Source organism: Photorhabdus heterorhabditis, assembly GCF_018448905.1.
Taxonomy (GTDB): Bacteria; Pseudomonadota; Gammaproteobacteria; order Enterobacterales; family Enterobacteriaceae; genus Photorhabdus; species Photorhabdus heterorhabditis.
Window position 1 is genome coordinate 25,523 of the sequence record NZ_RCWA01000024.1, and the last position, 26,836, is coordinate 52,358.

Sequence of the window (26,836 nt, forward strand, 5' to 3'; positions counted from 1 at the left end):
CGACACCAGCCATTCGCCTGTTCTGTGCTAACCAGAGAGTAAGCTAGTATCGATTATGGAAAATATTGTGAATTTAAGTGGTATCACATTAATTAATGACGACTCTCTACGATTTATCAAAACGTTACCAGACAACTGCATAGACTTAATCGCCACCGATCCCCCCTATTTTCGGGTAAAAGAGTGTGGTTGGGACAGACAATGGGAGGATGTAACGGCTTATCTTGCGTGGCTGGATGAAGTACTGACTGAATTCTGGCGTGTGCTGAAACCCAACGGCAGTTTGTATATATTTTGTGGTTCGCGTTTGGCGTCTGATACGGAAATCCTTGTTCGTGAACGGTTCAATGTGCTTAACCACATTATCTGGGCAAAACCTTCTGGTCCGTGGCGCAGGCAGAATAAAGAAAGTTTAAGGGCTTATTTCCCTTCTACTGAACGGATCATATTTGCTGAACATTATCAGGGGCCTTATCAACCTAAAGGTGATGGGTATTTCCACAAATGCCGCGAACTTAAGCAATATGTCTTTAAACCGCTTGTGGACTACTTTCGCAATGCACGAAAGGTGTTGGGTGTCACAGCAAAAGAAATTAACGCTGCCACAGGAAAACAGATGGCCAGTCACTGGTTCAGTGATAGCCAGTGGCAATTACCCAATGAAGTGGATTACCAAAAACTGAGGATATTGTTCGCTCGAATAGCCAGAGAAAAACACCAGAACGGAGAATTAAACAGGCCATATCATGAGTTAGTAGAATCTCATCTTACTTTGTCACGCCAATATGAGGAATTGAGTCTGGAATATGGGCTGCTGCGCCGTCCGTTCTCGGTGACGGTAGATGTGCCTTATACTGATGTCTGGTCTTTTCCACCTGTTCAGTATTACCCAGGTAAACATCCTTGCGAAAAGCCGGCAGACTTGATGGCGCATATTATCCGATCCAGTAGTCGGGAAGGGGATTTGGTGGCGGACTTCTTTATGGGATCGGGCTCAACACTAAAAGCGGCACTGAAGCTGAATCGTAGGGTCTTGGGTGTAGAACTGGAAGAAGAGTACTTTAACCAAACTAAGCGGGAAATTGGGGTGATGATATGAATAACTACCTCGCTGCGGTGAGGGGTTATTTGAGTTTCTCTCATTAGTTATTATGGCGAAATAGTGAATTGCTGGATAGTATTTGACGGATTTCATTGTCAGAAAGTGGTTGTGATCTCGGTGAACAGAGATTAACTTTTTGACTTGAAGTAATGCTCTTAGCGAGATCTATATAAGCTCTAAATTCAACTTGGCTGTGTCCACCTTCATTCATTTCCATCGGCTGAATAATCACATGATGGTTTGACAAAAAAAAGTTATACCAAGTATTTTTTCTCACTTTCTTTATTAATTTTTTAAGCAAAAACATTGCAGGTATCATTTGCCCTAGTAATAAACGAGATGTGGTAAAGGGAGTGTCGGGGGTACCAGAGACTTCTTTACCAGTGCTGACGTTGCGAACAACAATTTTATTAATATATAGTCGTATGTAAATTAAGCTCATAAAAATGTGTATGTCAGGTAATTCAAATTTGTTGCAAGTATACGTTCTTCTCTTAATGCAGTGAAGTCTGATGCTTATTGAGTCTTTTAAATCAATACAGGGCAAATCAGCCCAAGTAATTAAATTAACTAAATGATCACTCCATCAGTGGGATGGAATTATGCGTATGGACAAATACACCAGCCCCACTGCATACACTTGGGGCACATTTACAGCAATGCTTGGTGCTCTGTCGCTGAACGACTGGGCCATCATTATTGGCATTATCTGCACTGTTGGCACCTTTGGGGTCAACTGGTACTACAAGCATCGGGAGCTTAGCCGCAATGACAAAGACCAGTAAGTTAAGTGCTGCGGTTATCGGTCTGGTTCTTTCTGGTGCAGGTGCCACGGCGATATTGTCTCAGTTCTTGGACGAGAAAGAGGGTAACCGGCTATCAGCGTATCAAGATGCGGGGGGAGTCTGGACAATCTGCCGAGGTGTTACTCGGATTGATGGAACTCCCGCTCGTCAGGGGATGAGGTTAATGCCGAATCAGTGCCGTGACCTCAATGCACAAGAAGCAAAGCAGGCTATTGCATGGGTAAAACGCAATGTGCGGGTGCCATTAACTGAACCTCAGATAGCAGGTATTGCCAGCTTTTGCCCATATAACATTGGCCCATCGAAATGCTTCTCTTCCACATTCTATAGAAAGCTGAATGCCGGAGATAAGAAAGGCGCTTGTGCTGAGATAAAACGTTGGGTATTTGATAATGGTCGAGACTGTCGACAGACCAAAGGGCAGGCAAACGGCTGTTATGGTCAAGTTGAGCGACGTGCCCAAGAATCGGAATTAACTTGCTGGGGGCTGGATGAATAGACATTCGTTGGCCAGGATATTGTTTCTGTTTGGCTTCTTTCTTGCTTTGATAGGTAGAGATGGATGGAGCTGGTTTCTGGGGTGTTGTTGCTATGAAATTTAGCTTTCATTACTACACTATACTAGCGTTGATCCTTATTTCATTGACAGCGTATTACTATCACTTTGAGTTACAGAAAGAGCGGCGTATTACAAAACAGCGGCAATCAGAAATCCAACAGCTTACGGATGCGCTTAATTATCAAAACTCACACATCACTATGCTGCGTGAACTCGATGTGAAACACACTCAGGAACTTGTTAATGCCAAATCTAAGGTTGATCAGCTTAGTGATGATCTTCACACTAATACTAAGCGCGTGTACGTCAAAGCCGAGTGTCCAGTGCGTGAAACCGCTTCCACCTCCGGCGTGGATGCTGCAAGATCCACCAAACTGGAGAAAGACGCTGAACAAGATTATCTACGTCTTCTCGGAGAGCTCGAAACCCTTGAGGTCCAGCTCCTTGGATTGAGGGATTACGTTAGGGACCAGTGTCAGTGAGGTGAAAGGAATGAGTAAAAAGTGTGAGACAAGAAAGAATAATATAGAATAAGACCTTCGTAACTAGAGGGTCTTGTTTTATATATCAATGTGTTAAATCAGGATTTTATCTTTGGCGGGAGTTTCATTATTTTGATCTTTGATTAGGGAGCGTGCTTGTTCTGAAGTTATTACTACCTTACTTTTTGAGTCCTGATAAATTTTTTCACAGGCTTGAACATCATTAGTAGTATACTTGATTTTATTGGGACTGTTTTTGGTCATTTGAAGAGCTATAACATCAGGATGGACACCAGCTTGAAGCATTTTGCCTACTCTTTCTACGGTTGAACCAGCGCGGGATGATGGATTAGAAACCTTTTCGAGTAGGTCCTTAGTAGTATTAACAACGGTTTCTAAAGGATTTTTTTCTGAGACATAAACAGCTCCTTTCTATTATTGATTTTTACCTAAATTACCCCGAATTCTGGTAAGAAATTGAACTAAGTGCCTGTTCCCAGATCAGAGTTTTAGACCAATAAAAAACCGATCTTAAAAGGAACAGGCAGTGGATAAATTAGTTGAACTTTTCTACTATGTCGACGATTTTTATCGGGCTTTTATTCCTCAATGGGAACAAATTTGTCTCGAAAATGGGCATCGTCAGGGGCGTATGGGTATCAGCGAGATAATGACCATTTTGATTTTGCTCCATAATGTCCGCTTACCGGAACTTCAAAACATTCTAACTAGGGATTCATGAGGCAATCGGATAAGGTAGAATAACCTAAGAGATAATATGACTTAGTGGTGTGGTTATGGTTAATAGAGAAATAAGGGAAAACATCATTCTACCGGTTGCAATCCATGAAATGGGACACTGGATTACAGCAGAGTATTATGGGGATAAATCAAGGAGAGTTAGAGTTAAGTTAACTAAAAACAATGAAGCATGTGGTAGTGCTCATCATTTTTTAGATAAACCGCTTAGAAATATTGAAGATGTTAAAAATGCTTTATTTGGGCAGATTGTTATAGCTAGGGCAGGATTGATTGCCCAACATATGAAGGTGGATGGTTTTGATGCAAAAGGTCACGATGAAGATGCGAAACTTAGAGGATTGGCAGATATATTAAAAGCGACAGAATTGGCTATTATGCTTAGGTGTATACAATATCCTGATGACGAAACTTATCATGACAAAGATTTACATTGCCGAAAAATTCTAGGTGATGCTTTTAATAAAGCCATAAAAATTGTAAATATCAATTGGCAGTTAATAGAAAAAGGTGCAAAAAATCTGGTAGATAAGGTAGAAAAGCATGAGAAGTTCTATTACCTGCTTGAAGATGAATTAGAGGAACTCAAAAAATTACACCCTATAAAAAAAGATTATGATTTTAAATTTGCTTATTAGAGATACATGACGAAGTTCGGTGGTAAACGTAAGTTAGTGATGGATTTTTATATTGAGTGCACAAATAAGCCACCTTCCACGGTGGTTTTTATATTTTAAGGGAAAGAAATGGCAAAAAATACTGACTGGGAGGGAATAGAGCGTGATTACCGTTCCGGCTTTCTCTCAATCAGGGAGATTGCCAAACAACACGGTATTAGTGATGCAGCGATTCGGAAGAGAACGAAAACTGAGGGATGGGTTCGCACTATTGTTGAAAGTACGCAGTGCGGACCTGATGCGAACCAAGCGGAAAGCCAGGTAGCAAGTAGCACCAGTAATATCTTGGAGTCTGAAAAGTTCGCAGAGAGTTCGCAAGGAACCGCAGGGATTCTAAAGCCGCAATACGAACAGTTTGCTCAAAACATAGCGGCGGGTATGCCGATGAAAGAGGCGGCAATTTGTGCGGGTTACTCTCCAGCCCGTGCTGATTCTCAATCATCCATATTGATACGCAGACCGGAAATAAAAGCCCGCATTCGAGAACTGAGAAACGAAGCGGCGTTGCTTGTTTCATTCAATGCTGGACACTTGGCTGAATTGTCGTTTCGTGCCGGGAAAGAAGCGTTAGCAGATAAGAAGTTCGGACAGGTTGCGCCGAACATTAAGAACGCTGCGCAACTTACCGGTATCGACATGAGCAGCAATAAGACAGAAGTTAATGTTGATCTCGCTGGCTTGAGTTACGGCAAGGTCTGTATTGTCACTCCTGCCAATTGTCCTGCTGATGTCTGGGCTTCTCACATGGAGAAATTGCGCGAGGGAAAACAGGTAGCCCAGTCATCATAGATGGTGTTCTGTACGCTTTTAGTAGTGACTGGGCGACAGAAGTTTTATATGACCGAGCATTAGGTTCTGTTCGCTGGCGTTGGACATATGGCGGGCGTGGTGGCGGTAAATCGGTAGAGATTGCTCGTGCGCTGGTATTGTTGGGTGCTATAGAACCAATGACGATTCTTTGTGCCCGTGAATTCCAGAACTCAATCAATGATTCTGTTCTTGCCCTGCTTGAGGCACAAATCATTGATCTTGGCCTGTCCCACTTCTATAAGGTCAAAAACAACGAGATTGAAGGTTGGAACGGCACTCGTTTCACGTTTAAAGGTCTTCGCAACAATATTCAAAGCATCAAGTCGATGCATGGCATTAAGATCTGTTGGGTTGAAGAGGCTCAGACCGTTTCGCAAGATAGTTGGGATATTCTTGGGCCAACTGTACGTGCTAATAAATCCGAAGTCTGGGTTTCTTTCAACCCTCGCGAGGAAGAGGACCCGACATACAAACTGATGACCCGGCATCAGGAAGATCCCCCTGACGGCGGCGTTATTATTCGAAAAGTTAACTATTGTGATAACGCCTTTTTTCCTGACGTACTCCGGCAGGAAATGGAATATTGCAAACGCATCGATTATGAAGCGTATGAGCATATTTGGCTTGGGTTACCAAAAGCACTCAGTGAAGCGGTTATCTTCTCTGGGAAATACCGTGTTGAAGCATTTTCTGATGAGCTATGGCTAGAAGCTGACCGGCTTTTCTATGGAGCTGACTTTGGTTTCGCTAATGACCCGTCCACACTGGTTCGCTGCTTCATTATTGGTACCAAACTATATATCGAATATGAAGCCTATGGAGTAGGCGTTGAATTAGATGAAATGCCCCAGTTCTATGATTCGGTGCCGCTTTCTCGTAAATGGCCCATTCATGGGGACAGTAGCCGACCGGAAACTATCAGTTACTTATCACGCCAGGGGTTCGTTATCGATGGTGCCACAAAATGGCCGGGGAGCGTTGAGGATGGGATCACTTACCTAAAAGGGTTTGAAGAAATCATTATTCATGAACGCTGTAAACACATGATTGATGAGGCAAGACTCTATTCATACAAGACTGACCGACTGACCGGTGAAATCCTGCCGGTGGTGCTCGACAAACATAACCATTTATGGGATGCGGTACGTTATTCGCTGGATGGTTATATCACAGGCAAAAACAACCCACTTCGTATATCTAAAAATCTGTTGGGGCGAATTTAATGTTTTTCAAATTCAGACATAAAAAGAAAGCGGAGGCTTTGCCAGTTGAACAGGATATTGATCAAGCATCACCTCAGCCAATGAACATACATTCGGATACTGTCGGATCGATAACAGAGAGAAAAGTAGCTCGGCCTGTTGAACCATACAGGCCCCCTCCCGGTGTTGTTCCTACTGAACAGTTATCCGCATTAATGGCAATGGATTCTACACCTTATGAATATATGACGGGTACAGGTGGTATATCGGGAGATGTGGGTTTCCCCGGTTATCCTTATCTGGCCCAACTGTCACAATTACCCGAATATCGGAAAATGGTCGGCACTATTGCAGGGGAGATGACTCGTAAGTGGATAAAGCTAACGTCAGTGGGGGATGATGACAAATCAGATAAAATCAAAGCGCTTAATGAGGCTATTGAAAAATTCCACGTTCATGAACGGTTAAAAAAAGCCATTGAACATGATGGTTTTTTTGGGCGAGGTCAGATTTACATTGATGTTCGCACGTCAAAAGGCGTGCTTGCTGCAACCGATCCGGTTGAACTTGAGTCTAGATTGTTTCTATCACCCAAAAAAATCACAAAGGGGAGTCTTATCGGCTTTAACGTCATTGAGCCAATATGGACATATCCGGGGATTTATAACGCTAGCAACCCGTTGAGCAATGATTTCTATAAGCCGTCAAGTTGGTATGTGATGGCAAAAACTGTACATGACAGTCGTTTGATTACATTTATCACCCGGCCATTAACCGATATGTTTAAACCTGCGTATAATTTCGGCGGCTTATCACTGACTCAGATTGCAGAGTCTTATGTACAAAACTGGTATAGGACACGTGATAGCGTATCTGATTTGATCCATTCATTCTCTGTGTCTGGATTTAAAACCAATCTTCAATCGACGTTGCAAGGACAGACGAAGAATCCCGATCAGTTAATTTATCGTGCAGAATTGTTTAACAAGATGCGTGATAACCGAGGGGTAATGATGCTGGATAACGAAGAGGAGTTTTTCCAGTTCAATACACCGCTAAGTGGCCTTGATTCACTGCAAGCCCAGTCTCAGGAACATATGAGTTCAGTCAGTAGCATACCGTTAGTGATTTTTACAGGTATCACACCGAGCGGGCTAAATGCGTCATCTGATGGGGAAATCCGTGTTTTCTATGACTTCATTGCTACTTTGCAAATGTTAGTGAAAGATGGACTGGCACGAATGATTGATATTATTCAATTATCCGAATTTGGCGAAATTGATCCTGATATTAGCTTTACATTCGAACCGTTGTATCAAATGAATGATGAACAAAAAGCCAGCATACGTAAGACCGATGCAGATACTGATTCAGTATTAATTGCTGCAAATGTGATTAGCACAGATGAAGCCCGCGAACGTCTAGCCAACGATGAAAACAGCCCGTATCACTCTCTGGAAATCAATGATGAAATCGACAAAGAAGACGACATCGAAGAAGAGGACAACACGGAAAACATCATCTGATCCCCTTCAAACACTCCGACAAATTAAACCTAATGCCGGTGTTCGTGTGTGGTACAGCAAGCAGTTATATAAGCTGGTGGATGAGATGAATAACTCGGTGATTTACTGGGTATCCGCCAACTATAAGAACAGCGGTGCAGCAATGGCAATGGATGTTAGCCCGGAGATGTTGATGCGTTCAGCAATGCGAAAATTAACCCGGCGTTGGTTAAAGCAGTTTGATGCTTTAGCTGACAAGCTGGCGAAAAAATTCGCGGCTTTATCAATGGACAACATGGATGCCTCGTTAAATCATGCGTTAGATGCGGCACATATTTCGATACCGTTCACGATGACGACAGAAATGAATAACGCGCTACAGACGGTCATTGGTGAGAATGTTGGGTTGATTAAAAGTATTCCACGGCAATATTTATCCCAAGTTGAAACGCTAGTGATGCAATCAGTAGCAAGGGGGCGTGATCTTGGAACGTTGACAAAAGCCTTGCAAGAGCGTTACGACATTACTAAGCGCCGAGCAGCCCTGATTGCTCGTGACCAGAACAACAAAGCGACTTCTGTTATGCAATCTGCCCGGCAGCGCTCAATCGGTTTTAAGACGGGCATTTGGCGGCACAGTCATGCAGCAAAAAAATTTCGTCAATCACACTTGAAAGCGGATGGTAAAGAGTTCGATTTATCAAAAGGGCTTTATATTGACGGAAAATGGATCATGCCTGGTGAAGAAATCAATTGCGGGTGTGGTTGGCAGGTCGTCATTCCTAAACTAACCAACTAATTAATCCGAGAAATATTATGAATCACGGTCTGGCGTTAGATCGGGCTTCTGTACGCTCATACGACAGAGATGGGCGTTTGCATGTTGCTGAAAGTCCTATCTCTAAGGCGACGGTATCATCGTATTACGGAAGAGAAATCCCGAACTGGCAAGGGTTAAGGCTTGATCCTAATTGTATCTACAAACTGTTGCGTGCCCCTGATGAATTAGAGAAAGGGGCTGCAACTTTCAATAACCTGCCGTTATTGAAAAAACACATTCCCGTCACGGCGGCCAAACCTTCAACAGAATTGATTGTCGGTACAACGGGATCAGATTCCATGTTCGATGGTACATACCTGAAAAACAGCTTGGCAATTTGGGATGCTGAATCTATAGCGGGTATTGAATCGGATGAACAAAAAGAATTGTCAGCGGCGTATCACTACGTAGCTGATATGACCCCCGGCACGTATGACGGCATTCATCATGATGGTGTTATGCGCGATATCGTCGGGAACCATGTCGCTCTTGTTGAAGAAGGGCGAGCCGGTGCAGATGTTGTTGTCTGCGATTCCCTCCCTCTGGAGTTAAAACACATGAAGTTAAATAAAAAAATGGTGGCTGTCGCTGTACGTGCAGCGCTGGGGGCATACTTGCAGCCGAAATTAGCACAAGATGCTGTACCAAAAGAAATTGCCTCATTACTGAAAGCGGGTGATAGCGCGAAAAGTATAGCGGAAGCGGCGAAAAATAAATTCGGTACCCTTCTGGCTCAGGATATGGAAATCGACTCAGAGGAGCTTGCCTCAATCATTGAAGCTGTTGCTGATGATGCGGAGACACAGGAGCCTGCGGAGTTACCCGCGCAGGACGATGATATCTGTGCGCAAGTGCTTGAACTGCTTGCGGGTAAATTGCCAGAGGAAGACTTGGAAAAAATCCGGGCGTTAATTTCAGGCACGCCTGCGCAGGACGATGATCCCGATAATAAACCAGAGCCGGAAGAGGATAGCGTTAGTAAGCCCGCAATGGATGCGGCTATTCGTGCAGCTACTCGGAAGATAGAGAAAGATACAGTGAATCGCATTAATGCTATTCGCATTGCTGAGGTTGAGGTTAAACCCCTCATCGGTGATGTAGTAGCAATGGATTCTGCTGACGAAATTTATAGAGTTGCGCTTGATGAGGTGGGTGTTGATACAACCGGCGTTCATCCGTCCGCTTATCGTTCTTTAGTGAAAATGCAGATCAGTATAGCCGAGTCAGCAAAACCTAAAGCCCGCCTGGCAATGGATTCTGCGGCTATAGATTCTTTTGAAAAACGTTTTCCCACCGCATCTAAATTAGTGAGGGTTTAACTATGGGTTTTCCGAACAAAATTAATCACTATCCAGCCCCCGGCATTGAGGGAGCATTTGCCAGTACTAACCCTAGCGCCACTTTGTTAGCAGGGGACGGCACGCTGATTGCGGGTGACGATGGGGTAACTGTTGGGCGTTTTGCTTGGGTGATTGATGGTGTCGTCTCGAACAAGGGGGCGGGTGCTCCGTCTGGTTTTGTGGGGCGTGACGGACAAGCATCTATCACTCTTTGGCTGGGGGAAGCATCTATGCTGATCCAACCCGGACGTGAAGTCACTTTATTTACTGCGGGTGATTTTACGGTACGAACAAGTACGCCCGCAAAAGTTGGGGATAAGATTTACGCATCCTTAAAAACGGGTGAGGTACAGACCGCCGCAGCGGGAAAAACTATCACTGATTTTATCGAAACCAAATTCGTTGCTGGCACCGCTGCTGGTGCGGGTGAATTAGTCAAAATGGGGAGCTGGAGCTAATGAAACGACACGTAGATTTTCAATATATTGAAGGGGAATACGGCATTGTAGTACCACAGGCCGTCGATTACTTAAATCCCCAATATGCTAATAACTATACAGTAGCTATGGATGCACAGCCTGCTATGGTGACCGTGAGTAACGCCGGGGTTCCTGCGTATTTGACTAACTATCTCGATCCTGAGTTGGTTCGTGTGTTGGTCACGCCGATGAGAGCGGCTGAAATTATCGGTGAAAATAAAAAAGGTGACTGGACAACGCTGACAACCCAGTTCCCAGTTGAAGAATCAACAGGTGAAGTGAGCTCATACGGTGATCACAGCAATAATGGCATGTCAGACGCTAACGTGAACTGGGTGGAACGCCAGAGCTATCATTTCCAAACATTTACTGTCTGGGGGGAGCGTGAGCTGGATATGTACGGTACGGCCCGTATCAATCGAGCGGCGCAACTTAATACCGCAAGCGCATTAACCCTAAACAAGTTTATGAATAAGTCTTATTTCTATGGTATTGCGGGACTTAAAAACTATGGACTGTTGAATGATCCGGGGTTAAGCGCGCCGGTAATACCGGCGGCAAACGGAAAATCCAATGGTACAACATGGGAAACCAAAGACGGGCAGGCAATTTATGACGATATTTCTCAACGCTTATTTAAACAGCTGACAAAACAGACAGAAGGGCTGGTGGAGCGAACAGATCCGTTGAAACTTTGTATGTCGCCAACAGCGGAAGTCAATCTGACAAAAACCAACCAATACAACGTTAATGTTACCGATCAGTTGAAAAAGAATTTTCCGAATCTGACGATTGAAACGGCGGTTGAATACAGTACAGAAGCAGGGGAGCTGGTTCAATTGATTGCCGATACGCTTGATGGTGAAAAAACGGCTTATGCCTCATTTACTGAAAAAATGCGGGCACACGCGGTTGTTGTGAGTTCATCCAGTTTTAAACAAAAGAAATCAGCCGGTACGTGGGGGGCGATTATTCGTTATCCACACGCTATTGCACAAATGTTGGGGGTTTAAATGGCGACAGTCATTGTGGGGTGTAAATTGCCCCACGGGTTAACGATTGAAGTTGATGGGAATCGCGTGACGCTAAACGGGATAAATTCATCAACAATTATTGGTGGTTATGGACTGACATATGATGTTGATAAAGCGTTTTTTGACAAATATCTGGAACTCCATGCCGATACGAAATTAGTCAAGAATGGGCTTATTTTTGCTCAGGAAAAGCTCAAAGAGGCCCGGACGGAAGCTGAGGAAAAAGCCGAGTTAAAGAACGGGTTGGAGCCTATCGACCTTAAAAAACCGGGTAAGAATATCGAGCAGCGAAAAGAAGAGGATTAAGCTAATGGGCTTTGTTGTTGTTTTTGATGTCGTGAAGTTTCGCATTCGTTACCCAGAGTTTTCTTCTGTCAGTGATGTTCTGTTGGATGCCTATTTTATTGAAGCAACACCCTATCTTAACAATACGGCCCAAAGCCCAGTTAGTGAGCTTGAGCTACGCGCAATGTTACTGAATATGCTTGTTGCTCATATTGCTGAACTTAATCGTTTATCTGCTAGCGGAACAGCGGCCAATCCGCTCGTGGGGCGGGTTAGCAGCGCAAGCGAGGGGTCTGTTTCCGTTTCGGCTGATATGGGCGCTGTGAGTGAACGTGCTGCTTGGTTCTTGCAGACGAAATACGGGGCTATGTACTGGCAGGCAACAGCACAATACAGAACTATGCGTTACATCCCCGGCAGCTCTCCCTCTCACTATCCGTCATATTACTACCCACGGACTCAAGGGAGGCGCTAATGTCGAGCAGTATCAAGGGGAGTGATGCCGCAAAACGCTATTTAAAGCAATTAGCTAAAAGAGTGGGTGAAGGCAAAAAATTGCGGGCTGGTTTTCTCAAAGATGCGACTTATCCCGATGGCACTTCGGTTGCAATGGTGGCAATCAGTAACGAGATCGGTGATCCGGGGCGAAACAGGCGGCCCCGTCCGTTTTTTCGTAACACTATCAACGAACATGCTAATGAATGGGGTGATACTGTCGCACAGTGTCTGAGGGATAATGATATGAACGGAAATGTGGCATTACGAATGACCGGGGAAGTTATTAAGGGACAAATTCAGCAATCCATTCGTTCTTTCACTTCACCGGCTAATGAAAAATCCACTATAGCTAAAAAGGGATTTGATGCGCCATTACGTCACACCAAACATATGCTGAACAGTGTTGATTATGTGGTTGATGAGGGGAATGAATGAACTTGCATGGCATTGCATCTGGTGCTGTCGGGGTTGTTAATCCGCACTCACCTGGGGAGATACGGGTAAGTGCGGGATATGATATTGCACCCAGTGGTAAGCAAGTCCCGCGCTACATTACAACACCCGTTACCGCACAAATCCAGCCACTGACTTTTACTGATCTACAACATACGAACGGCTTGAATATTCAGGGCATGCTCAAAGCGGCTTATGTGAATGGCAATTTTAATGCCGTCAACCGCCCTAGGCAGCAAGGGGGTGATCTGCTGATTATTAATGATGAAGTGTGGTTGATAGTGCAGATTTTGGAAGCGTGGCCGGATTGGTGCAAATTCGCTGTTACATTGCAGCGTGGGGAACAATAGTGACAACGATAAGTGTAACGCAAGACGATATAACAACCGCATTACGCGGTTTTTTAATGGCCTTAATACCTGAACGTAGCGTTATTTTGTCTCAGGTAAATCGCTCACCGATGCCGGATAGTGATTTTATTGTTATGACGCCATTGAACAGCACTGGTTTATCAACAGGTGTAATGAACTATAACGCCCCAACAGTGGCAGGCATGGGGGAAAGTCTAATCACTCGGACGACACGCTGGACATGTCAAATCGATTGTTACGGCCAGTTCGCTCATGAGGATGCTCACATTATTGCAACGACGGTGCGTACTGAATATGCGAGTGAGCTATTCAAGAGGTCAGGTATCGATATGACACCGCTCTATGCCAGCGATCCGATTCAGACGACGATGATTAATGGTGAACAGCAATATGAGTCGCGTTGGACATTTGAATTTACCGCTCAAATCAACCCCGTTGTGACAACAGAGCAACTATTTTTCGACAGTATTACGCTGAACACTAAAACAGCGGAGTCTATTCATGGCAATTCCAATCAGTAAAGACGTGAGAATTAATCCGGGGGTGCTGTCGGCAGCGGGTAATGCTGTTGATCTCAATGGATTATTACTGACAGATAATATATATGCACCCGTTGGCGCGGTGTTGTCATTCTCGACTAAAGAAGATGTGGCGGCATATTTCGGTGGTGCATCCGAAGAATATAGCATGGCGGCTATTTATTTTTCAGGGTACAACAACTGTACAAAGACACCCGGCCAATTACTGTTTTCGCGATTTAATCGAGCGGCAGTATCGGCCTGGTTACGTTCAGGTTCTTTTAATGGGGTAGCCATTACCGATCTGCAAAAAATGTCCGGTACGTTGAAACTCAATATCAATGGTGCAGCAATAAATGCCGCAATCAATCTTGATGGGGTTAAATCCTTTGCGGATGCAGCAAAGAGCATTGAAACAGCGATTGGTAAGGCAGTAACGGTTGTGTTCGATACCACCCGTAAAGCTTTCATCATCAATGTTGTCTCTGGCAGCATTAAACTGGAAGATACAAATATCACCTATGGTACTGGTGATGGGGCCGAGGCTCTTAAGTTCACTGGCGCACTAGGGGCAACGGTTTCTCAGGGGGCTACAGTGTCGGCGGTTCCTGATCTATTCGCTGTGATTAAAACGCAGTCTCAGCAATGGGCAGGTTTTACGACGGTATTTGAATGTACAGATGAACAGCATCTTGCATTATCCGCATGGGCTAGTAGTCAGGTATATCGCTATTTCTATGTTGCCTGGACAACAAGCGGCACGGCAAAAGTGAAAGGCAGTCAGGAAACTATCGCCCATAAAATTATTGGCATTCACAGCTACGGGAGTGTCGTTCCTGTTTTCTGCTCTGATAATATGAAACCGGCAGCAGTATTGGGTTATGCGGCGGTACTGGATTTTGAGCGAACGGAGGGACGTGTTCCGTTTAAATTCAGAGAATTGAACGGCCTCAGTCCTGATGTGATCGATTCTGATGTTTATGATGCATTGATTGCTAATGGATATAACTTCTATGGCAATTATGCCGCTAATAACATCACCGAAAATTATTGGGCTGATGGTACAATAACCGGTGATTTTAAGTGGTTAGATTCCTTCTGTGGTCAAATCTGGCTGAATGCGAACTTACAGGGGGCTGTTATTGCCTTGTTCAAATCCAACAAGACTGTTCCTTATAACACGGCTGGCCGTGCGCTGGTGGAAGCCTCGATGAGTGATGTTATCCAGCGGTTTAAGTTGTGGGGCGGTATCCGATCGGGCGTAACATTATCGGCTGTACAAAAACTGGAAATTATTAACGCTGTGGGATCTGATGTTTCAACGTCAATAATCGCGAAGGGTTATTACTTGTATATTGGGGAAATGTCTGCCTCTATGCGTGCAAATCGCACCAGCCCAAGCTGTACACTGTGGTATTGCGACGGTGGCAGTATTCAGAAATTCGAAATGGCATCTACGGAGGTTCAATAATGTCAGACACAATCACTTCTGCTGATGCGGTAATTACCCTGACTGTGACCAATTTATACCCGTCTGGTGTGCAATTACAGGGATTTGCCGCCGACAACATTTTCGAAACTGAGGCGTTGGATTTGGCTGAAACGGTACGTGGGGCGGACGGTAAACTGTCAGCGGGTTTTATCTACGGCAATATCAATCAGACGATTCATATTATGCCTGATTCAGAAAGTCGCACCATTTTTGATACTTGGGCAACGACATCACGTACTAGCGTCTCGGTGTTCAGATGTAATGCGACGGTTATTCTTCCGGCCATCGGGCGTAAATACACATTGGTGAACGGCGTTCTGAAGCAATGGAAAACCATGCCGGACGCAGGAAAGGTTTTACAAGCGGCGCAGGCCGTCATTGAGTGGGAATCAATAACAGGTGAGGCATATAGCTAATGGCACGTAAAGAAACCTTCATCACTATGAATGATGATAATCGCGACAAAGGAAAGCTTTTTTACATTCAGGAAATGCCCGCTTCGCAGGCTGAATGGTGGGCTATTCGTGCATTGATGGCAATGGGGAGAGAGGGGTTGGATATCCCCGATAATTTTCGGGATTTGGGCATGGCTGCATTAGCGGTGGTTGGATTGAAAGCAATTTCTCGCATTGCTCCTGATGAAGCCAGGCCACTACTTGATGAACTGATGGGTTGTGTGCAGATGGTTCCGAATCAGGCAGATAAAAAAATCAAACGCGAACTGATCGACAGTGACATTGAAGAAATTGTTACCCGGCTGAAATTACGTGCAGAGGTGCTTAAGTTACACGTGGATTTTTTCAAAACCGCCAACCAATCGTAATCCCGCCGCGCTATTCCAGCATCTCAAGACCATTCGGTATCGTCGGTTATACAAATGTCCCAGGCACAATAGCGACCGTTATCTCATCAGGAAAAGCAACTCTCCATGAGCTGGATACAGTTTATGGCGTGGAGGACCTTTGGCAGTTAATAGAGATTATTCAGGTCGATAATCACAATGCTTACGTTTTACAGCAGGGTAAAAACTGATGGCAAACATTATAGATGAACTTGTTATAACGCTGGGGCTTGATGCGGCTGAATTTAGCGCAGGTGAAACCGCAGTGATTGCCGGGATCGGTGGGTTGGCTCAGGTTATGCAAAAACTGGTTGACTCGTTTAATGATGGTGAAAAGAAAACCAGCAAATCATTAGACAAAACCGGTAAGAAAACCGAAAAAGTGGCAAAAGAAATGGAGGCGGCAGGAAAGAAAGCTTCCTCTTTCTTTTCCAGCATAAAAAGCCAGATCTTGGCTTTGGCGGGTGTCACGGTCTCACTCGGTGGACTGAAAAGTTTTGTGACTAGTTTTACTGGCAATCTCAATCAGTTAAGTACTGCCGCTGATGCGTTCGGCATGTCGGCCAAAGCGCTTGATGGTTGGACAAAAGCAGGTCAAGCATTTGGTGTCAGCGCAAATGAGATTGTGGGGGCATTTTCACGCATTAATGATGCTAAAGCCCGACTAAAATCAGGTGTTGCGCTTGATCCGGCTCTTGAGACGCTGTTAAAAACGGCATCACAAGCGGGTGTGGATATTGATATTGCCTCAGAAAGCACCGAATCCATCATGCGTAAGCTGACTGGTGTTTTTCCCAGGCTTAATAAAGATCAACAGCAAGCTTACGGTGGTGAACTTGGGTTCGGGTACGCCGCGCAACAGTGGTTCTCATCCGGTCACGCACTCAAAGATGTGGATAAATTTACAGCCAGTTCGGGTGTGGATGATAAATCTGTTGCCGCCGCGCGTCGTTTTCGTGAACAGTGGACAGAGATAAGCCAGAGTTTTGAGAAAACAGGCTACATTCTGTTTAATGCCCTTTTACCATATATCAATGATTTCAATATCTGGCTAAAAAACTTAGCTGATTGGATGAATAAGCACCCAGAAGAGATTAAAAAAGCGGTCAGTGGTTTTCTCGATAAGATGAGTTTTATTATTTCAGTCGCTAATCAGGCCGCGGATGCGGTAGGCGGTTGGGGTAATGTCATCATTGGTCTGATCGGGTTGAAGTTTGCGGGGTGGTTATGGGGAATTTATCGCGTGGCTTCGTCCATGCTGAAAATGGGGAAAGGTAGCGGCGGATTGTCAGGCAAAGGGGCTATAGGGAAAGCCGGGATATACGGCGCTATCGGGTATGCGTTATATGATCCTGTGGAGTCAGTCGCGACTTCGATTGTTGGGCAAGAGACAAAAAATATACTGGATTCATATGGATTGTATCTGGCAAGCGACTGGATACCTTTTTTTAGTAAAAAAGAGTATGAAGCCTATCAGGCAAAACTAGATGGTAAAGCTTCTAAGCCAGATACGGCCGTAATCAAAGAGGAAGAAAAGCGCCGCGAAAACGACCATATCATTTGGGTTGAGGATGAACGACAGCAGCGGCTGGAATACAGCAATAATTGGTTAAAAACTGCGTTAGATAAGCTGACCGATTTAATTAATAAACTGATTGATTCGCTTGTTCCTCAAGTTGCAGCCGCTGAAATGTCACCGAACACTACCGGCATGAAATTACTGGGTTGGCTATCACCAAAATTAGCACAACTTGAGCAGCAGTTCGGGTTACCTGTGGGGTTGTTACGTAGTGTTGCCATGACGGAATCAGGAGGCAATCAGTATGCTGTGTCTAAAGCAGGTGCCAAGGGCTTATTCCAGTTTATGCCAAGTACAGCCAAACATTTTGGGTTAATGGATGATGATGTTTTTGATCCGGTAAAATCTTCGGAAGCCGCGGCAAAATATTTATCTCAGCTAATGAGAATGTTTGACGGAGATTTGAGTAAAGCTCTGGCGGCTTATAACTGGGGACAGGGAAATGTCATGCGGAAAGGATTGGGCGCTGCGCCAAAAGAAACCCGCGATTATATCCCAAAGGTATTGGCGAATATGCCACAACCGGGGGCTCATGTGGCCGCTCAGCGTTATTCGAATACGGTAAATAACAACCGTACCTCCTCTGTTTCTGAGAGTTATCACATAGGAACTATTCAAATCAGCTCTAACGCTAACAACGTAAAAGGCGTGGTTGACGATGCACGCCAAAAAATAGGCGGATCAACGCTGGCAACAAACTATTCAACGGGGGTGACTGGATAATGGAGTTTTCTCTCAATCAGACCACGGTACTTAGCGCGTTCCGTAGCGGCAACCTGTTATCTGCCGTTAACAGTATGATATCTCCTGGATATGGTATTTATTATGCATCCGGGCAGAGAGTGGGTGATAAGCCGTTTACGCCCACGTCATTCATTGCAGTAGAAGTCACACGAGAGGCGTCAATCACCACTGCGCCGATAGAGAAAGGCGGCTATACATCATATAACAAAGTGCAGCGGCCCGGTGAAGTCCATGTGACATTTTCGTTTGAGGGGTGGACCGGTTTTTCTGGTTCCGTGCCTAACTTAACAAACCTCACCCTGACGTCCCGTTCCGATGTTCTTGAAGCGTTAGATAAGATGGTATCCAGTGCTGAAATTTACGACATTGAAACACCTGATACTACGTACACAAGTTATGATTTGATTAAGTACGATTTTCGAATAAGGCAGGATAACGGTGTTACCTTACTGATTGTGACCGCAGTTTTCCAGGCTGTACAAGACATTGCCGAAGTGAAAATGAGCAGCAATGTTGCTAACAAGTCGAATACAACAAAGAATGAGACGGCGAAAGGCCCAAGTAAAAATACCGAACAATCAACAGGCTCAACAAAACACGCCACATTATTTGATGTTAAAAAAGCCCTGACCGGATTGAAGGAGTCGATTTTCAGTGCGACAGCGAAAGTTGCCGATTCGGTTTCGTCCGGTTTCACGTCAGCTATGGAGATAGTGACGGGGCCACTAAATAGCGCCGTGGTGAGTTCTGCGGATCAACTCAGTAAAGCAGTAAAAGAATTATCAGGGAAATTAACGTGATTGAAATAGCACTCAGAGCGGTCAAAGCTCAGGAATTCACTGTGACCTTGAATGAGCAGTCATGCATGATACGTCTCAATCAACGTAGCACAGGTTTATATATGGATTTAACCGTCAATGATAAACCTGTGTTACAGGGAGTTGTGTGCCTCAACTGCAATAAAATTGTCCGTTACTCCTATCTTCGATTTTCCGGTGAATTGTTTTTTGCTGATTTAAACGGCTCATCTGATCCTCACTGGGAAGGGTTAGGGCAACGCTACAAATTATATTACCTTTTTCCAGGCGAGGTGACTCAGTGACGTACAAACAACACAATATCAAAGTTGAATTTCAGCTAGTTGACGGCAAGACATTTGATGATAGCGGTAACAATATACTGACTATCGACAATGCACGTGTTTATGTCAACATGGTGGCGTGGGGCGGCATATCAGGGACACAAATAACATTACAAATCTGGGGCTTAACAACCAGCCAAATGGCAACGTTGAGTTATCGCGGGATCTGGATTGGTAGTGCGAAATTCAACTTAATGCGAGTATGGGCGGATGGTCATGCTATATTTGAGGGTTTTATCAGTGATGCTTATGCAGATTTTAATCAGTTACCCGATACTCCCCTGACGATAACAGCTAGTGTGATGTTTGGCCTAAGAGCAAAGGACGTTGAACCGTTCACTGCATCGGGAGATGTGGATATTGTCGATATTATTACTGGAATGGCTAAAAAAGCGGATCTGACGGTTGAAAATTATGGCGCCACAGGTGTTATCTCCAATCCTCATTATACAGGAAATGTTGTTAATCAAATCCAACAGGCGGCAAATGCGCTAGATATAGACACTGACTTCGGGATTGATAAAGTGACTATTTGGCCTCATGGTCAACCGAAAGTTGAAAAACTGCTGTTTACGTCTCCAGAATATGGGCTAATTGGTTATCCCATATTTACTGGCGTGGGAATAACAGCAACTACTCTTTTCAGTAATGAGATTATTTTAGGTCGTAAGATACAAATAGAAACCTCTTTGCCGAACGCTAGCGGCACTTATCTGATAACAGGGGCGGAACACTATCTTACCTCCTGGCTTGATGGTGGTCAGTGGCATACATTTTTTAGTGGCATTCCAGTGAAAACAGAGGATAAAAACAATGGGGAAGCTGACAACAAAACCAACGGACATAAACAGTGAAACGAATGCTTTTGATTTTGTCATGAGGCGGTTTCTTAGTCAGCATGTTTTTATCACTTTGGGTCTTATTATTAAATCGAACGGGAAAACCGTAGATGTAAAGCCGATGGTGCATAATATGACGGGAACAGGGAGAAAAATCGAGAATGGAATAATCTATAATGTTCCAGTATTTCGCCTTCAGCGTGGTAACAGTGCTGTCATTATGAATCCAGTGGTTGGTGATATTGGTTTAATTGCTATCTGTGATCGTGACATTAGCAGCGTCAGAGCAACAAAAGCGCCGGCGTTGCCGGGCTCAAAAAGAACGCACAATTATTCAGATGCAATTTACCTGGGGGGCGTTTTAAATGCAGAACCACAACAATATGTTGAATTCGTAGATAATCAGGTAAATATTGTTTCACCGAATAAAATTAACGTAGTCGCTCCGACAACTGAAATGACTTCATCAAATTCAATCACAATGAACTCACCATCTATTATATTAAATGGTGCGGTTATTCAAGGTGGTGGCGGTAACGGTGGAAATGCAATATTCGGCAGTACCGTAACAGCGAAGGGCGAAATTACAGGAAATGGGGTTAAACTTTCATCACATGTGCATGGTGGTGTTGAATCTGGTGGTTCGAAAACCAACAGTCCAGAGTAAAAATATGTATAGAAATCTAACATCAAATATTATTGTCGCAGGAGCTTTGTTTGCCTGCGTGTTTAGCGCCGGAGCAAAAAACAGTGACACTTCTCGGCAAGAAAAGATATCCGCTATGTGTATGTCCCAGTCTATATTACAGCAGTATGCCGCGAGTGCAGGGCTTAACTATATAGATCCGTCCACCCTCGCAGAAGAGGTCCTGTTACAAACAGGAAGTTACTCGACTGAAAGCCCGGTATATAAAGCTCAAAAGGAAGATGCTGTAAATCAAGGAAAAAAATTGATGCTAAAAGAGAAACAAGTAATGAATATTATCCGGTATTACTATGAGAATCGTGATGAAGCAATGTTGTCGCGGGGGGAAGGGGTTTCATCCGTTTTTCAGCAGCTATGTATCGTTAATCCAAAACGTTATCTTCCTAGCTACAACGCGTTAAAAGCAGCGGGAAAAATATAGAATCGAACGGTTCAAGAACCTATAAACCCCAGTCGTGTTGGTGGATAAAGTCATCTTCGGCTTACAGTACAATATTGTTGAGTATTTTCATCAGACGTATGACACTCATGACAAAATGATGTCAATGTGATGCTATTTTTCTAAATCTTGCTTTTAACGTTCGTTATCTTCTTCTGGAATAAGGCTTACATAGGTGGCTAATTGTCATTTACTGCATGGTTGTAAGGTTCAGAATAGTGGTTTAATATGATACATAGTGACACATTATGACTGTTTGTGACTCACTATAACAAACTATTTGATAAGGTAGAACGTCATGAATCTATCACTAAGGAATTGTTTAGCAGTAGTTTTATTCGGAGGAGTGCTGTCGGTTCCTTCATTCTCTGCTGGTTATGTGGATTCGAGGGACGGTTGTAGTATGCTTAGCTTTAAAGTAGGTGAAACTATCTGTAGTCTGGATGATTTGAAAACTCAATATCAAGAAAGAAGAGAGATTGTTGATTCATTAGCTAATGAAATTAGCCAATATTATTTAAATCTCCTAAGCCTTGATGAAAGTCAAATTCGTGGTATTTTGCTTCAAAACGATATAGAAATTAATAAGGCTTGCGAAACCACAATGAGAGGATTTGAGCAGGGGCTCAAAGCTATGTTGAAGCAAGATCGATCCGATGAAGAAAAACAAGAAATGAGGATGTATCTGAAATCTATAGCAAAGGCCAGATTTGAGATAACTCGTCTTAATGATTTTTCTCGTCAATTATTTACTTTGCCTAAGATTTATAAAAGCGATATAAATAAAGCTGCTCTATCAGAATTGGCTGCTTATACAACCAAAAAGATTGAGTCTGGGAATTTTTCATTTACTGGGTGATAAATGGAACAAGTGGATGTATCAATAAACGAGTATACGAGGAAAGATTTTTTTGATGACGTCTTCCTAAAGCATCCAGATCTTGAACAGGCTATTCTGCAAGATTTTAAACACTATAAAGAAACCGGAGAAGTCCCTGATTATTTTGGTAGGGATGTTGCTTACACTCAGCCAGAAGCAGCATATAAATCATGTATGATGCATATTCATCTTTGCTTTCCGCCTGATTCATTCCCTACAAATAGGGTTCAGTATTATAGAACGTGTAAATCAAATAGCCCAGAAAATGATGCTTGTCTAGTATATGTTCAAGGTCTCTTGGAAGAAAACAAATATTCCTTATTGGCGATAATGCATCCTGATGCTCATGGAAAAGCTAGAAATCCCAAGATAATGAGTTATCTGGCAAGAATAGCTCAGGATTTCAGAGATAATAACTAAACCCGTCCAGTACGGGTTTTTTCATATTTGGCTGCTTAATTGCGGTTTTTTTATTTCTATAGGGTTCGAAAATGCAAACTCGTTCACTTCTGCTTGATACCGAGTCATGGGATTTAACGTTAGATGATTCTGGAAATATCGCCATTACTGATAATCCCTATTCTGTAGCGCAGGATGTCGCTTGTGCCTGTAGTACATATTTGGGGGAGTGCTGGTATGACACAGCATTGGGTATTCCTTATTACCAGCGAATTTTGGGACATTGGCCGGGAACTCAGCTAATCAACAGCAAAATGCAACAAGAAGCAATGAAGTTACCTTATGTTCAGTCTGCCACTTGTAAAGCTATAAATGGGAAGGAGAGAACTATTGCGGGCATGATGACAATAACGGACTCGAACAATCAATCAACGGTGGTAAATTTCTGATGACTAACTCTGCAGTACTGACTACAAGTGTTCCAGGTGTAACCTTTACAAAGACGGGTCTAACTGTGCCCGACGAGGTTGATATTTTAAATGGGCGGTTAAATGATTTGGCTACAGCAATGGGTGGTGCAATGAGTACGAGCTTAACAACACCGCAAGGTCAAATAGCAATGAGTGATGCGGCTATCATTGCTGACAAGAACGATCAGTTACTTGCTATTGTCAATCAAATTAACCCGGATTATGCAACCGGACGTTTTCAAGATGCTATCGGACGAATTTATTTTTTAGATCGAATTCCAGCATCGGGAACAACGGTAACAGCAACATGCACTGGGTTAGTTAATACAGTTATTCCAATTGGTAGTATTGCTCAAGATAAAAAAGGGTATCTTTATCATTCAATAACAGAGGCTAAGATCCCTGACAGTGGCTCTGTTGATGTTGTTTTCCAAAACTCAACAACAGGGCCGTTAGCATGCAAAATTGATGACTTGAACACGATTTATAGCTCGGCACCCGGCTGGTCTGGTATCAGTAATGCGAATGCTGGCGTACCTGGCGCAGATGAGGAAACCCGCGCTAATTTTGAGTATCGTCGTAAACAATCTGTTGCTAAAAATGCGACAAACTCATTACATGCCATTTATGCCGCAGTATTAGAAGTAAATGGCGTGGCAGACGCATACGTTATTTCAAATGATACTTCGGTAGTAAAAACGGTCGGGGTATCAAAATACAGAATAGCGCCGAACTCTATTTATAGTGCTGTGTATGGAGGAAAAACTGAGGATGTCGCTAGAGCAATCTGGAAGAAAAAGCCTCCAGGTATTCCTACGAACGGAAATACAACTCACACAATTGTGGATGATGAAAACTATGTTCAGCCTTACCCCGAATATGAAATTAAATATGTGATACCCGCGCCCATTCGTGTCTATGTTGACGTCTCACTTGCGAATAGCGATTACCTTCCTGCTGATATTGAAACACAGGTTAAGTCAGCTATAGCGCAAGCATTTAACGGAGAAGACGGTGGAACGCGAGCAAGAATAGCATCTACATTATTTGCTGGTAGATATTATTCAGGCATTTATAACATAGATACATCGAGTGTTGATATTTACAATATTACGCTTAGCCGTGACGGTATTACTTATTCAACATCAATTAGTTTTGGTATTGATGAAATCCCAACGCTTGACGTTGATAATATATCTGTGAAATTAGTAGGTTCATAAATGGAAAATGTGGGAGCAACTATTCTTGCTCAGTATGCCGCTAGTCCAAAACTCAACTCACTTATTCTAAGCTTCAATGCTGCTGTTTCCTCTGCTGAATTTATTAATACATTTTACGATCTGATTTGGAACATTGACACAGCAAATACTTACGGACTGGATGTGTGGGGAAAAATAGTGAATGTCAGCAGGCGGCTTACTGTTAATGAAAATGTAAAATATATAGGTTTTGGTGAAGCTTTACTGAATGTTCCGACAACGACAGATCCAAATCCATTTGACCAAGCACCATTTTATTCCGGGGAGTCAAAAACAAAAACTATTGAGCTATCAGATCAGATGTACCGAAAGCTAATTATGATGAAAGCCATGTCAAATATATCTGACTGCACTATACCAAACATCAACAGAATGCTTGTTTATATGTTTAGTGATAGAGGACGTGCATATATCACTGACGATGGAAATATGAAGATGAGTTATGTATTTGAATTTCAGCTATCAACAGCAGAATTAGCAATTGTTCAAACATCGGGAGTACTGCCTTACCCGGTTGGTGTCAGTGTCGCAATCGTTCAAAGGATACCAACAAATGAAATCAACTGAAAAACCTAATCTTATTGCTGTTCCGTTTGCGAGCGCCGGAGACTATAACGAGATTGCAACAAAATCAACTGAAAGCAGCTTGGCAAAAGGAGTAGCTACGTATCCGAGCGGTTTTCCCCCGTTAACGATGACAGCAATATCTGCTGGTGGAATTCCTCCATCTGGCAAGGATATGAACGGGATATTGAATGATATTACTACCGCAATACGTTATTCAATGTCTGGTGGTTTGTATTCATATAATGCTGATTTTAGTGCTGCCATTGATGGTTATCCTAAAGGGGCCATTGTTGCCAGTTCTGATGGAAGTAAAATTTGGTGGAATGGGGTAGAAGATAACAATACAGATCCGGATAGTACATCAGTTTCCGGTTGGAAAAATCTACTAGCAGATCCTAATGGGTTATTTCTACAGAAAGCTAATAACTTATCTGATATTAATAACAAAGCGACAGCGCGTAATAATTTAGGACTGGGAGAGATTGCAACTCAAGATTTTATTCCTGACGCCACACTTATAGAAAAAGGCATCACCCAACTTACAGACAAGACAGGTAACAGTAATACCCTTGCAGCAACTCAGAAACTTGTTTCTGATGTGAATGATAATGCCAATAATAAGCTCGCTAAAAATCAAAATGGGGCAGACATCTTCAATAAAACTGAATTTGTAAAAAATATCGGTTTATCGGAAATGGTGGTGTTGGCTAAAGGGGCGGTGCCGAATAGCCGGAAAATTAACGGGAAGCCGTTGACCGGGGATATTAGTCTGAATGCTGGGGATGTGGGAAGTTATGCTAAATCTGAGAGCGATAATACTTTCTTACGCATTTCTAGCAATAAAACCGCAACCGTTGGTAATTTACTGATTGACAGTAAAACTCCTTTTCCTAAATTGCGTTTCAAATCGAAAGATGGATATATATTGGGAATTAACGGTTCTGAAGGGAAATTGTTGCATATCTATTCTGACGATCCCAAGAATCAGCGGCGTTATAATATATTAACGCCTGAGAGAAGTGGTACTCTTGCATTACAAAATACAGCTATGAAATCCGAAAATGGTTGGTGGCAATGTGGAGATACGGGGGTAATTATTCAATGGGTTAAAGTCCTATCAGCTCAACAATCATGGATAAAGGTAAATTATCCAATTTCTTTTAAAAATAAGCTTTTTGGCTATGCTGCAAGTATGTCGAGTATCAATACATCAACTGGCCACACATTAGTACGTAATGCAACACTATCGACATTTGAATATCAAGCAGGTACTCCCAACAATGATGAGAATCCAGGCAAAGTTGTACATATATTATTTTGGGGGGTATAAATGGTCTATTTCTCCAGAAAAGAATGTGTTTTTTATAATGAAGCTCATGAAGAGTGTGTTGAAATAACAGTAGAAAAACACAATGAATTGCTTGACGGTCAATCACGCGGGTTTGCTATCGTCAGTGATAAAGAGGGTTATCCAATTCTTACAAAGCAAGCACCGTCTGTTTATCACAAATGGGATAGTGAAAAGTGGATAATATCAGAAAGTGATAAAATAAAGCTTAGACGGGAACAGCAACAACAAGCAGAACATAAGAAACAGCAACTTATGTTCACTGTAAGTAAACAGATCGCTCCGTTACAAGATGCTGTAGATTTGGGGATGTCGAGAGATGAGGAAAAATCGCTGTTAGCAGAGTTAAAAAAATATAGAGTATTATTGAACCGCATTGATGTTAATTCAACGTCAGATATTAACTGGCCCGAAAAACCCTTAGAATAATGG

General features: G+C 43.2%; 35 protein-coding genes and 1 pseudogene. 34 read left to right on the forward strand and 2 right to left on the reverse strand.

Features of this window, described 5'->3' with window-relative positions:
• The first annotated feature begins 55 nt into the window (after positions 1-55).
• The gene (locus EAE89_RS14925) at positions 56-1,099 is read left to right on the forward strand and encodes a DNA-methyltransferase (RefSeq protein ID WP_214086143.1); all 1,044 of its coding nucleotides are present in this window, start codon (positions 56-58) and stop codon (positions 1,097-1,099) included.
• 43 nt (positions 1,100-1,142) lie between these two features.
• Here the strand turns inward: EAE89_RS14925 and EAE89_RS14930 are convergent, their stop codons facing one another.
• Entirely contained in the window at positions 1,143-1,544 is a 402-nt protein-coding gene (locus tag EAE89_RS14930) for a YjaA family stress response protein (protein WP_011147598.1), read from the reverse strand.
• A 160-nt stretch (positions 1,545-1,704) separates the two neighbouring features.
• Here EAE89_RS14930 and EAE89_RS14935 point away from each other — a divergent pair, with 160 nt between their 5' ends.
• The 3 genes from EAE89_RS14935 (at position 1,705) to EAE89_RS14945 (ending at position 2,949) form a co-directional block, all read left to right on the forward strand.
• Complete coding sequence (locus EAE89_RS14935; protein WP_011147597.1) at positions 1,705-1,887, forward strand: phage holin family protein; 183 nt, start codon at positions 1,705-1,707, stop codon at positions 1,885-1,887.
• Positions 1,871-2,407 carry a lysozyme gene (locus EAE89_RS14940; RefSeq protein ID WP_011147596.1) on the forward strand — a complete coding sequence of 179 codons (537 nt, stop codon included), beginning with the start codon at positions 1,871-1,873 and terminating at the stop codon, positions 2,405-2,407. Before EAE89_RS14935 ends, EAE89_RS14940 begins: the two co-directional genes overlap by 17 nt.
• 92 nt (positions 2,408-2,499) lie before the next feature.
• A complete protein-coding gene (locus EAE89_RS14945; RefSeq protein ID WP_214086144.1) occupies positions 2,500-2,949 on the forward strand; it encodes a lysis protein in 450 nt (149 codons plus the stop codon).
• 93 nt (positions 2,950-3,042) lie between these two features.
• Here the strand turns inward: EAE89_RS14945 and EAE89_RS14950 are convergent, their stop codons facing one another.
• On the reverse strand, positions 3,043-3,255 hold the full coding sequence (locus EAE89_RS14950; RefSeq protein WP_214086145.1) for a hypothetical protein: 213 nt from the start codon (positions 3,253-3,255) through the stop codon (positions 3,043-3,045).
• 241 nt (positions 3,256-3,496) lie between these two features.
• On the opposite strand from EAE89_RS14950, the pseudogene EAE89_RS14955 reads away from it, so the two are divergent.
• The 30 genes and pseudogenes from EAE89_RS14955 to EAE89_RS15100 all read left to right on the forward strand — a co-directional run.
• Positions 3,497-3,674, forward strand: a pseudogene (locus tag EAE89_RS14955) (IS982 family transposase); the annotation flags it as partial.
• 72 nt (positions 3,675-3,746) lie between these two features.
• Positions 3,747-4,346: a hypothetical protein gene (locus tag EAE89_RS14960; RefSeq protein WP_214086146.1), complete on the forward strand. Its 600-nt coding sequence runs from the start codon at positions 3,747-3,749 to the stop codon at positions 4,344-4,346.
• 108 nt (positions 4,347-4,454) lie between these two features.
• The gene (locus tag EAE89_RS14965; RefSeq protein ID WP_214086147.1) at positions 4,455-5,174 is read left to right on the forward strand and encodes a terminase small subunit; all 720 of its coding nucleotides are present in this window, start codon (positions 4,455-4,457) and stop codon (positions 5,172-5,174) included.
• Between the two features lie 8 nt (positions 5,175-5,182).
• The gene (locus EAE89_RS14970) at positions 5,183-6,418 is read left to right on the forward strand and encodes a PBSX family phage terminase large subunit (protein ID WP_214086170.1); all 1,236 of its coding nucleotides are present in this window, start codon (positions 5,183-5,185) and stop codon (positions 6,416-6,418) included.
• The gene (locus EAE89_RS14975) at positions 6,418-7,923 is read left to right on the forward strand and encodes a DUF1073 domain-containing protein (protein ID WP_214086148.1); all 1,506 of its coding nucleotides are present in this window, start codon (positions 6,418-6,420) and stop codon (positions 7,921-7,923) included. Before EAE89_RS14970 ends, EAE89_RS14975 begins: the two co-directional genes overlap by 1 nt.
• An 85-nt stretch (positions 7,924-8,008) precedes the next feature.
• Complete coding sequence (locus tag EAE89_RS14980; RefSeq protein WP_214086171.1) at positions 8,009-8,701, forward strand: phage head morphogenesis protein; 693 nt, start codon at positions 8,009-8,011, stop codon at positions 8,699-8,701.
• 17 nt (positions 8,702-8,718) lie between these two features.
• Positions 8,719-10,041: a DUF2213 domain-containing protein gene (locus EAE89_RS14985; protein ID WP_214086149.1), complete on the forward strand. Its 1,323-nt coding sequence runs from the start codon at positions 8,719-8,721 to the stop codon at positions 10,039-10,041.
• A gap of 2 nt (positions 10,042-10,043) precedes the next feature.
• On the forward strand, positions 10,044-10,520 hold the full coding sequence (locus tag EAE89_RS14990; RefSeq protein ID WP_214086150.1) for a structural cement protein Gp24: 477 nt from the start codon (positions 10,044-10,046) through the stop codon (positions 10,518-10,520).
• Positions 10,520-11,554, forward strand: a complete 1,035-nt coding sequence (locus tag EAE89_RS14995; protein ID WP_214086151.1) for a major capsid family protein — start codon at positions 10,520-10,522, stop codon at positions 11,552-11,554. Before EAE89_RS14990 ends, EAE89_RS14995 begins: the two co-directional genes overlap by 1 nt.
• Positions 11,555-11,881 carry a hypothetical protein gene (locus EAE89_RS15000; RefSeq protein WP_214086152.1) on the forward strand — a complete coding sequence of 109 codons (327 nt, stop codon included), beginning with the start codon at positions 11,555-11,557 and terminating at the stop codon, positions 11,879-11,881.
• A 4-nt stretch (positions 11,882-11,885) separates the two neighbouring features.
• Positions 11,886-12,335 (forward strand): DUF4054 domain-containing protein, encoded by a 450-nt coding sequence (locus EAE89_RS15005; protein ID WP_214086153.1) that lies wholly within the window; start codon positions 11,886-11,888, stop codon positions 12,333-12,335.
• Positions 12,335-12,793: a hypothetical protein gene (locus EAE89_RS15010; protein WP_214086154.1), complete on the forward strand. Its 459-nt coding sequence runs from the start codon at positions 12,335-12,337 to the stop codon at positions 12,791-12,793. Before EAE89_RS15005 ends, EAE89_RS15010 begins: the two co-directional genes overlap by 1 nt.
• On the forward strand, positions 12,790-13,161 hold the full coding sequence (locus EAE89_RS15015; protein ID WP_214086155.1) for a hypothetical protein: 372 nt from the start codon (positions 12,790-12,792) through the stop codon (positions 13,159-13,161). The genes EAE89_RS15010 and EAE89_RS15015 overlap by 4 nt, the downstream gene beginning before the upstream one ends.
• Positions 13,161-13,703, forward strand: coding sequence for a phage neck terminator protein (locus tag EAE89_RS15020; RefSeq protein ID WP_214086156.1), 543 nt, complete (start codon positions 13,161-13,163; stop codon positions 13,701-13,703). The genes EAE89_RS15015 and EAE89_RS15020 overlap by 1 nt, the downstream gene beginning before the upstream one ends.
• On the forward strand, positions 13,684-15,171 hold the full coding sequence (locus EAE89_RS15025; RefSeq protein ID WP_214086157.1) for a DUF3383 domain-containing protein: 1,488 nt from the start codon (positions 13,684-13,686) through the stop codon (positions 15,169-15,171). The genes EAE89_RS15020 and EAE89_RS15025 overlap by 20 nt, the downstream gene beginning before the upstream one ends.
• Positions 15,171-15,608, forward strand: a complete 438-nt coding sequence (locus EAE89_RS15030) for a phage tail fiber protein (RefSeq protein ID WP_011147578.1) — start codon at positions 15,171-15,173, stop codon at positions 15,606-15,608. The genes EAE89_RS15025 and EAE89_RS15030 overlap by 1 nt, the downstream gene beginning before the upstream one ends.
• Positions 15,608-16,015: a hypothetical protein gene (locus tag EAE89_RS15035; protein WP_054480095.1), complete on the forward strand. Its 408-nt coding sequence runs from the start codon at positions 15,608-15,610 to the stop codon at positions 16,013-16,015. Before EAE89_RS15030 ends, EAE89_RS15035 begins: the two co-directional genes overlap by 1 nt.
• Before the next feature lie 208 nt (positions 16,016-16,223).
• The gene (locus EAE89_RS15040) at positions 16,224-18,335 is read left to right on the forward strand and encodes a transglycosylase SLT domain-containing protein (RefSeq protein ID WP_214086158.1); all 2,112 of its coding nucleotides are present in this window, start codon (positions 16,224-16,226) and stop codon (positions 18,333-18,335) included.
• Positions 18,335-19,156, forward strand: a complete 822-nt coding sequence (locus tag EAE89_RS15045; RefSeq protein WP_214086159.1) for a phage baseplate protein — start codon at positions 18,335-18,337, stop codon at positions 19,154-19,156. The genes EAE89_RS15040 and EAE89_RS15045 overlap by 1 nt, the downstream gene beginning before the upstream one ends.
• Positions 19,153-19,458, forward strand: a complete 306-nt coding sequence (locus EAE89_RS15050) for a phage baseplate plug family protein (RefSeq protein WP_054480098.1) — start codon at positions 19,153-19,155, stop codon at positions 19,456-19,458. Before EAE89_RS15045 ends, EAE89_RS15050 begins: the two co-directional genes overlap by 4 nt.
• Positions 19,455-20,351 carry a baseplate hub protein gene (locus EAE89_RS15055; protein ID WP_054480099.1) on the forward strand — a complete coding sequence of 299 codons (897 nt, stop codon included), beginning with the start codon at positions 19,455-19,457 and terminating at the stop codon, positions 20,349-20,351. The genes EAE89_RS15050 and EAE89_RS15055 overlap by 4 nt, the downstream gene beginning before the upstream one ends.
• Positions 20,311-21,003: a Gp138 family membrane-puncturing spike protein gene (locus EAE89_RS15060; protein WP_054480100.1), complete on the forward strand. Its 693-nt coding sequence runs from the start codon at positions 20,311-20,313 to the stop codon at positions 21,001-21,003. The genes EAE89_RS15055 and EAE89_RS15060 overlap by 41 nt, the downstream gene beginning before the upstream one ends.
• Positions 21,004-21,007: 4 nt before the next feature.
• Complete coding sequence (locus EAE89_RS15065) at positions 21,008-21,463, forward strand: hypothetical protein (RefSeq protein ID WP_054480101.1); 456 nt, start codon at positions 21,008-21,010, stop codon at positions 21,461-21,463.
• Positions 21,464-21,779: 316 nt separating this feature from the next.
• The gene (locus EAE89_RS15070) at positions 21,780-22,340 is read left to right on the forward strand and encodes a hypothetical protein (RefSeq protein ID WP_214067741.1); all 561 of its coding nucleotides are present in this window, start codon (positions 21,780-21,782) and stop codon (positions 22,338-22,340) included.
• 3 nt (positions 22,341-22,343) lie between these two features.
• Complete coding sequence (locus EAE89_RS15075) at positions 22,344-22,781, forward strand: type II toxin-antitoxin system YafO family toxin (protein WP_036777850.1); 438 nt, start codon at positions 22,344-22,346, stop codon at positions 22,779-22,781.
• Between the two features lie 71 nt (positions 22,782-22,852).
• Entirely contained in the window at positions 22,853-23,209 is a 357-nt protein-coding gene (locus tag EAE89_RS15080) for a contractile injection system sheath initiator (protein ID WP_214086160.1), read from the forward strand.
• Positions 23,209-24,450 carry a baseplate J/gp47 family protein gene (locus EAE89_RS15085; RefSeq protein WP_054480104.1) on the forward strand — a complete coding sequence of 414 codons (1,242 nt, stop codon included), beginning with the start codon at positions 23,209-23,211 and terminating at the stop codon, positions 24,448-24,450. The genes EAE89_RS15080 and EAE89_RS15085 overlap by 1 nt, the downstream gene beginning before the upstream one ends.
• Positions 24,451-25,056 (forward strand): DUF2612 domain-containing protein, encoded by a 606-nt coding sequence (locus EAE89_RS15090; protein WP_054480105.1) that lies wholly within the window; start codon positions 24,451-24,453, stop codon positions 25,054-25,056.
• Positions 25,043-26,386, forward strand: a complete 1,344-nt coding sequence (locus tag EAE89_RS15095; RefSeq protein ID WP_244866477.1) for a phage tail protein — start codon at positions 25,043-25,045, stop codon at positions 26,384-26,386. The genes EAE89_RS15090 and EAE89_RS15095 overlap by 14 nt, the downstream gene beginning before the upstream one ends.
• On the forward strand, positions 26,387-26,833 hold the full coding sequence (locus EAE89_RS15100; protein WP_054480107.1) for a tail fiber assembly protein: 447 nt from the start codon (positions 26,387-26,389) through the stop codon (positions 26,831-26,833).
• The last annotated feature ends 3 nt before the right edge of the window (positions 26,834-26,836 follow it).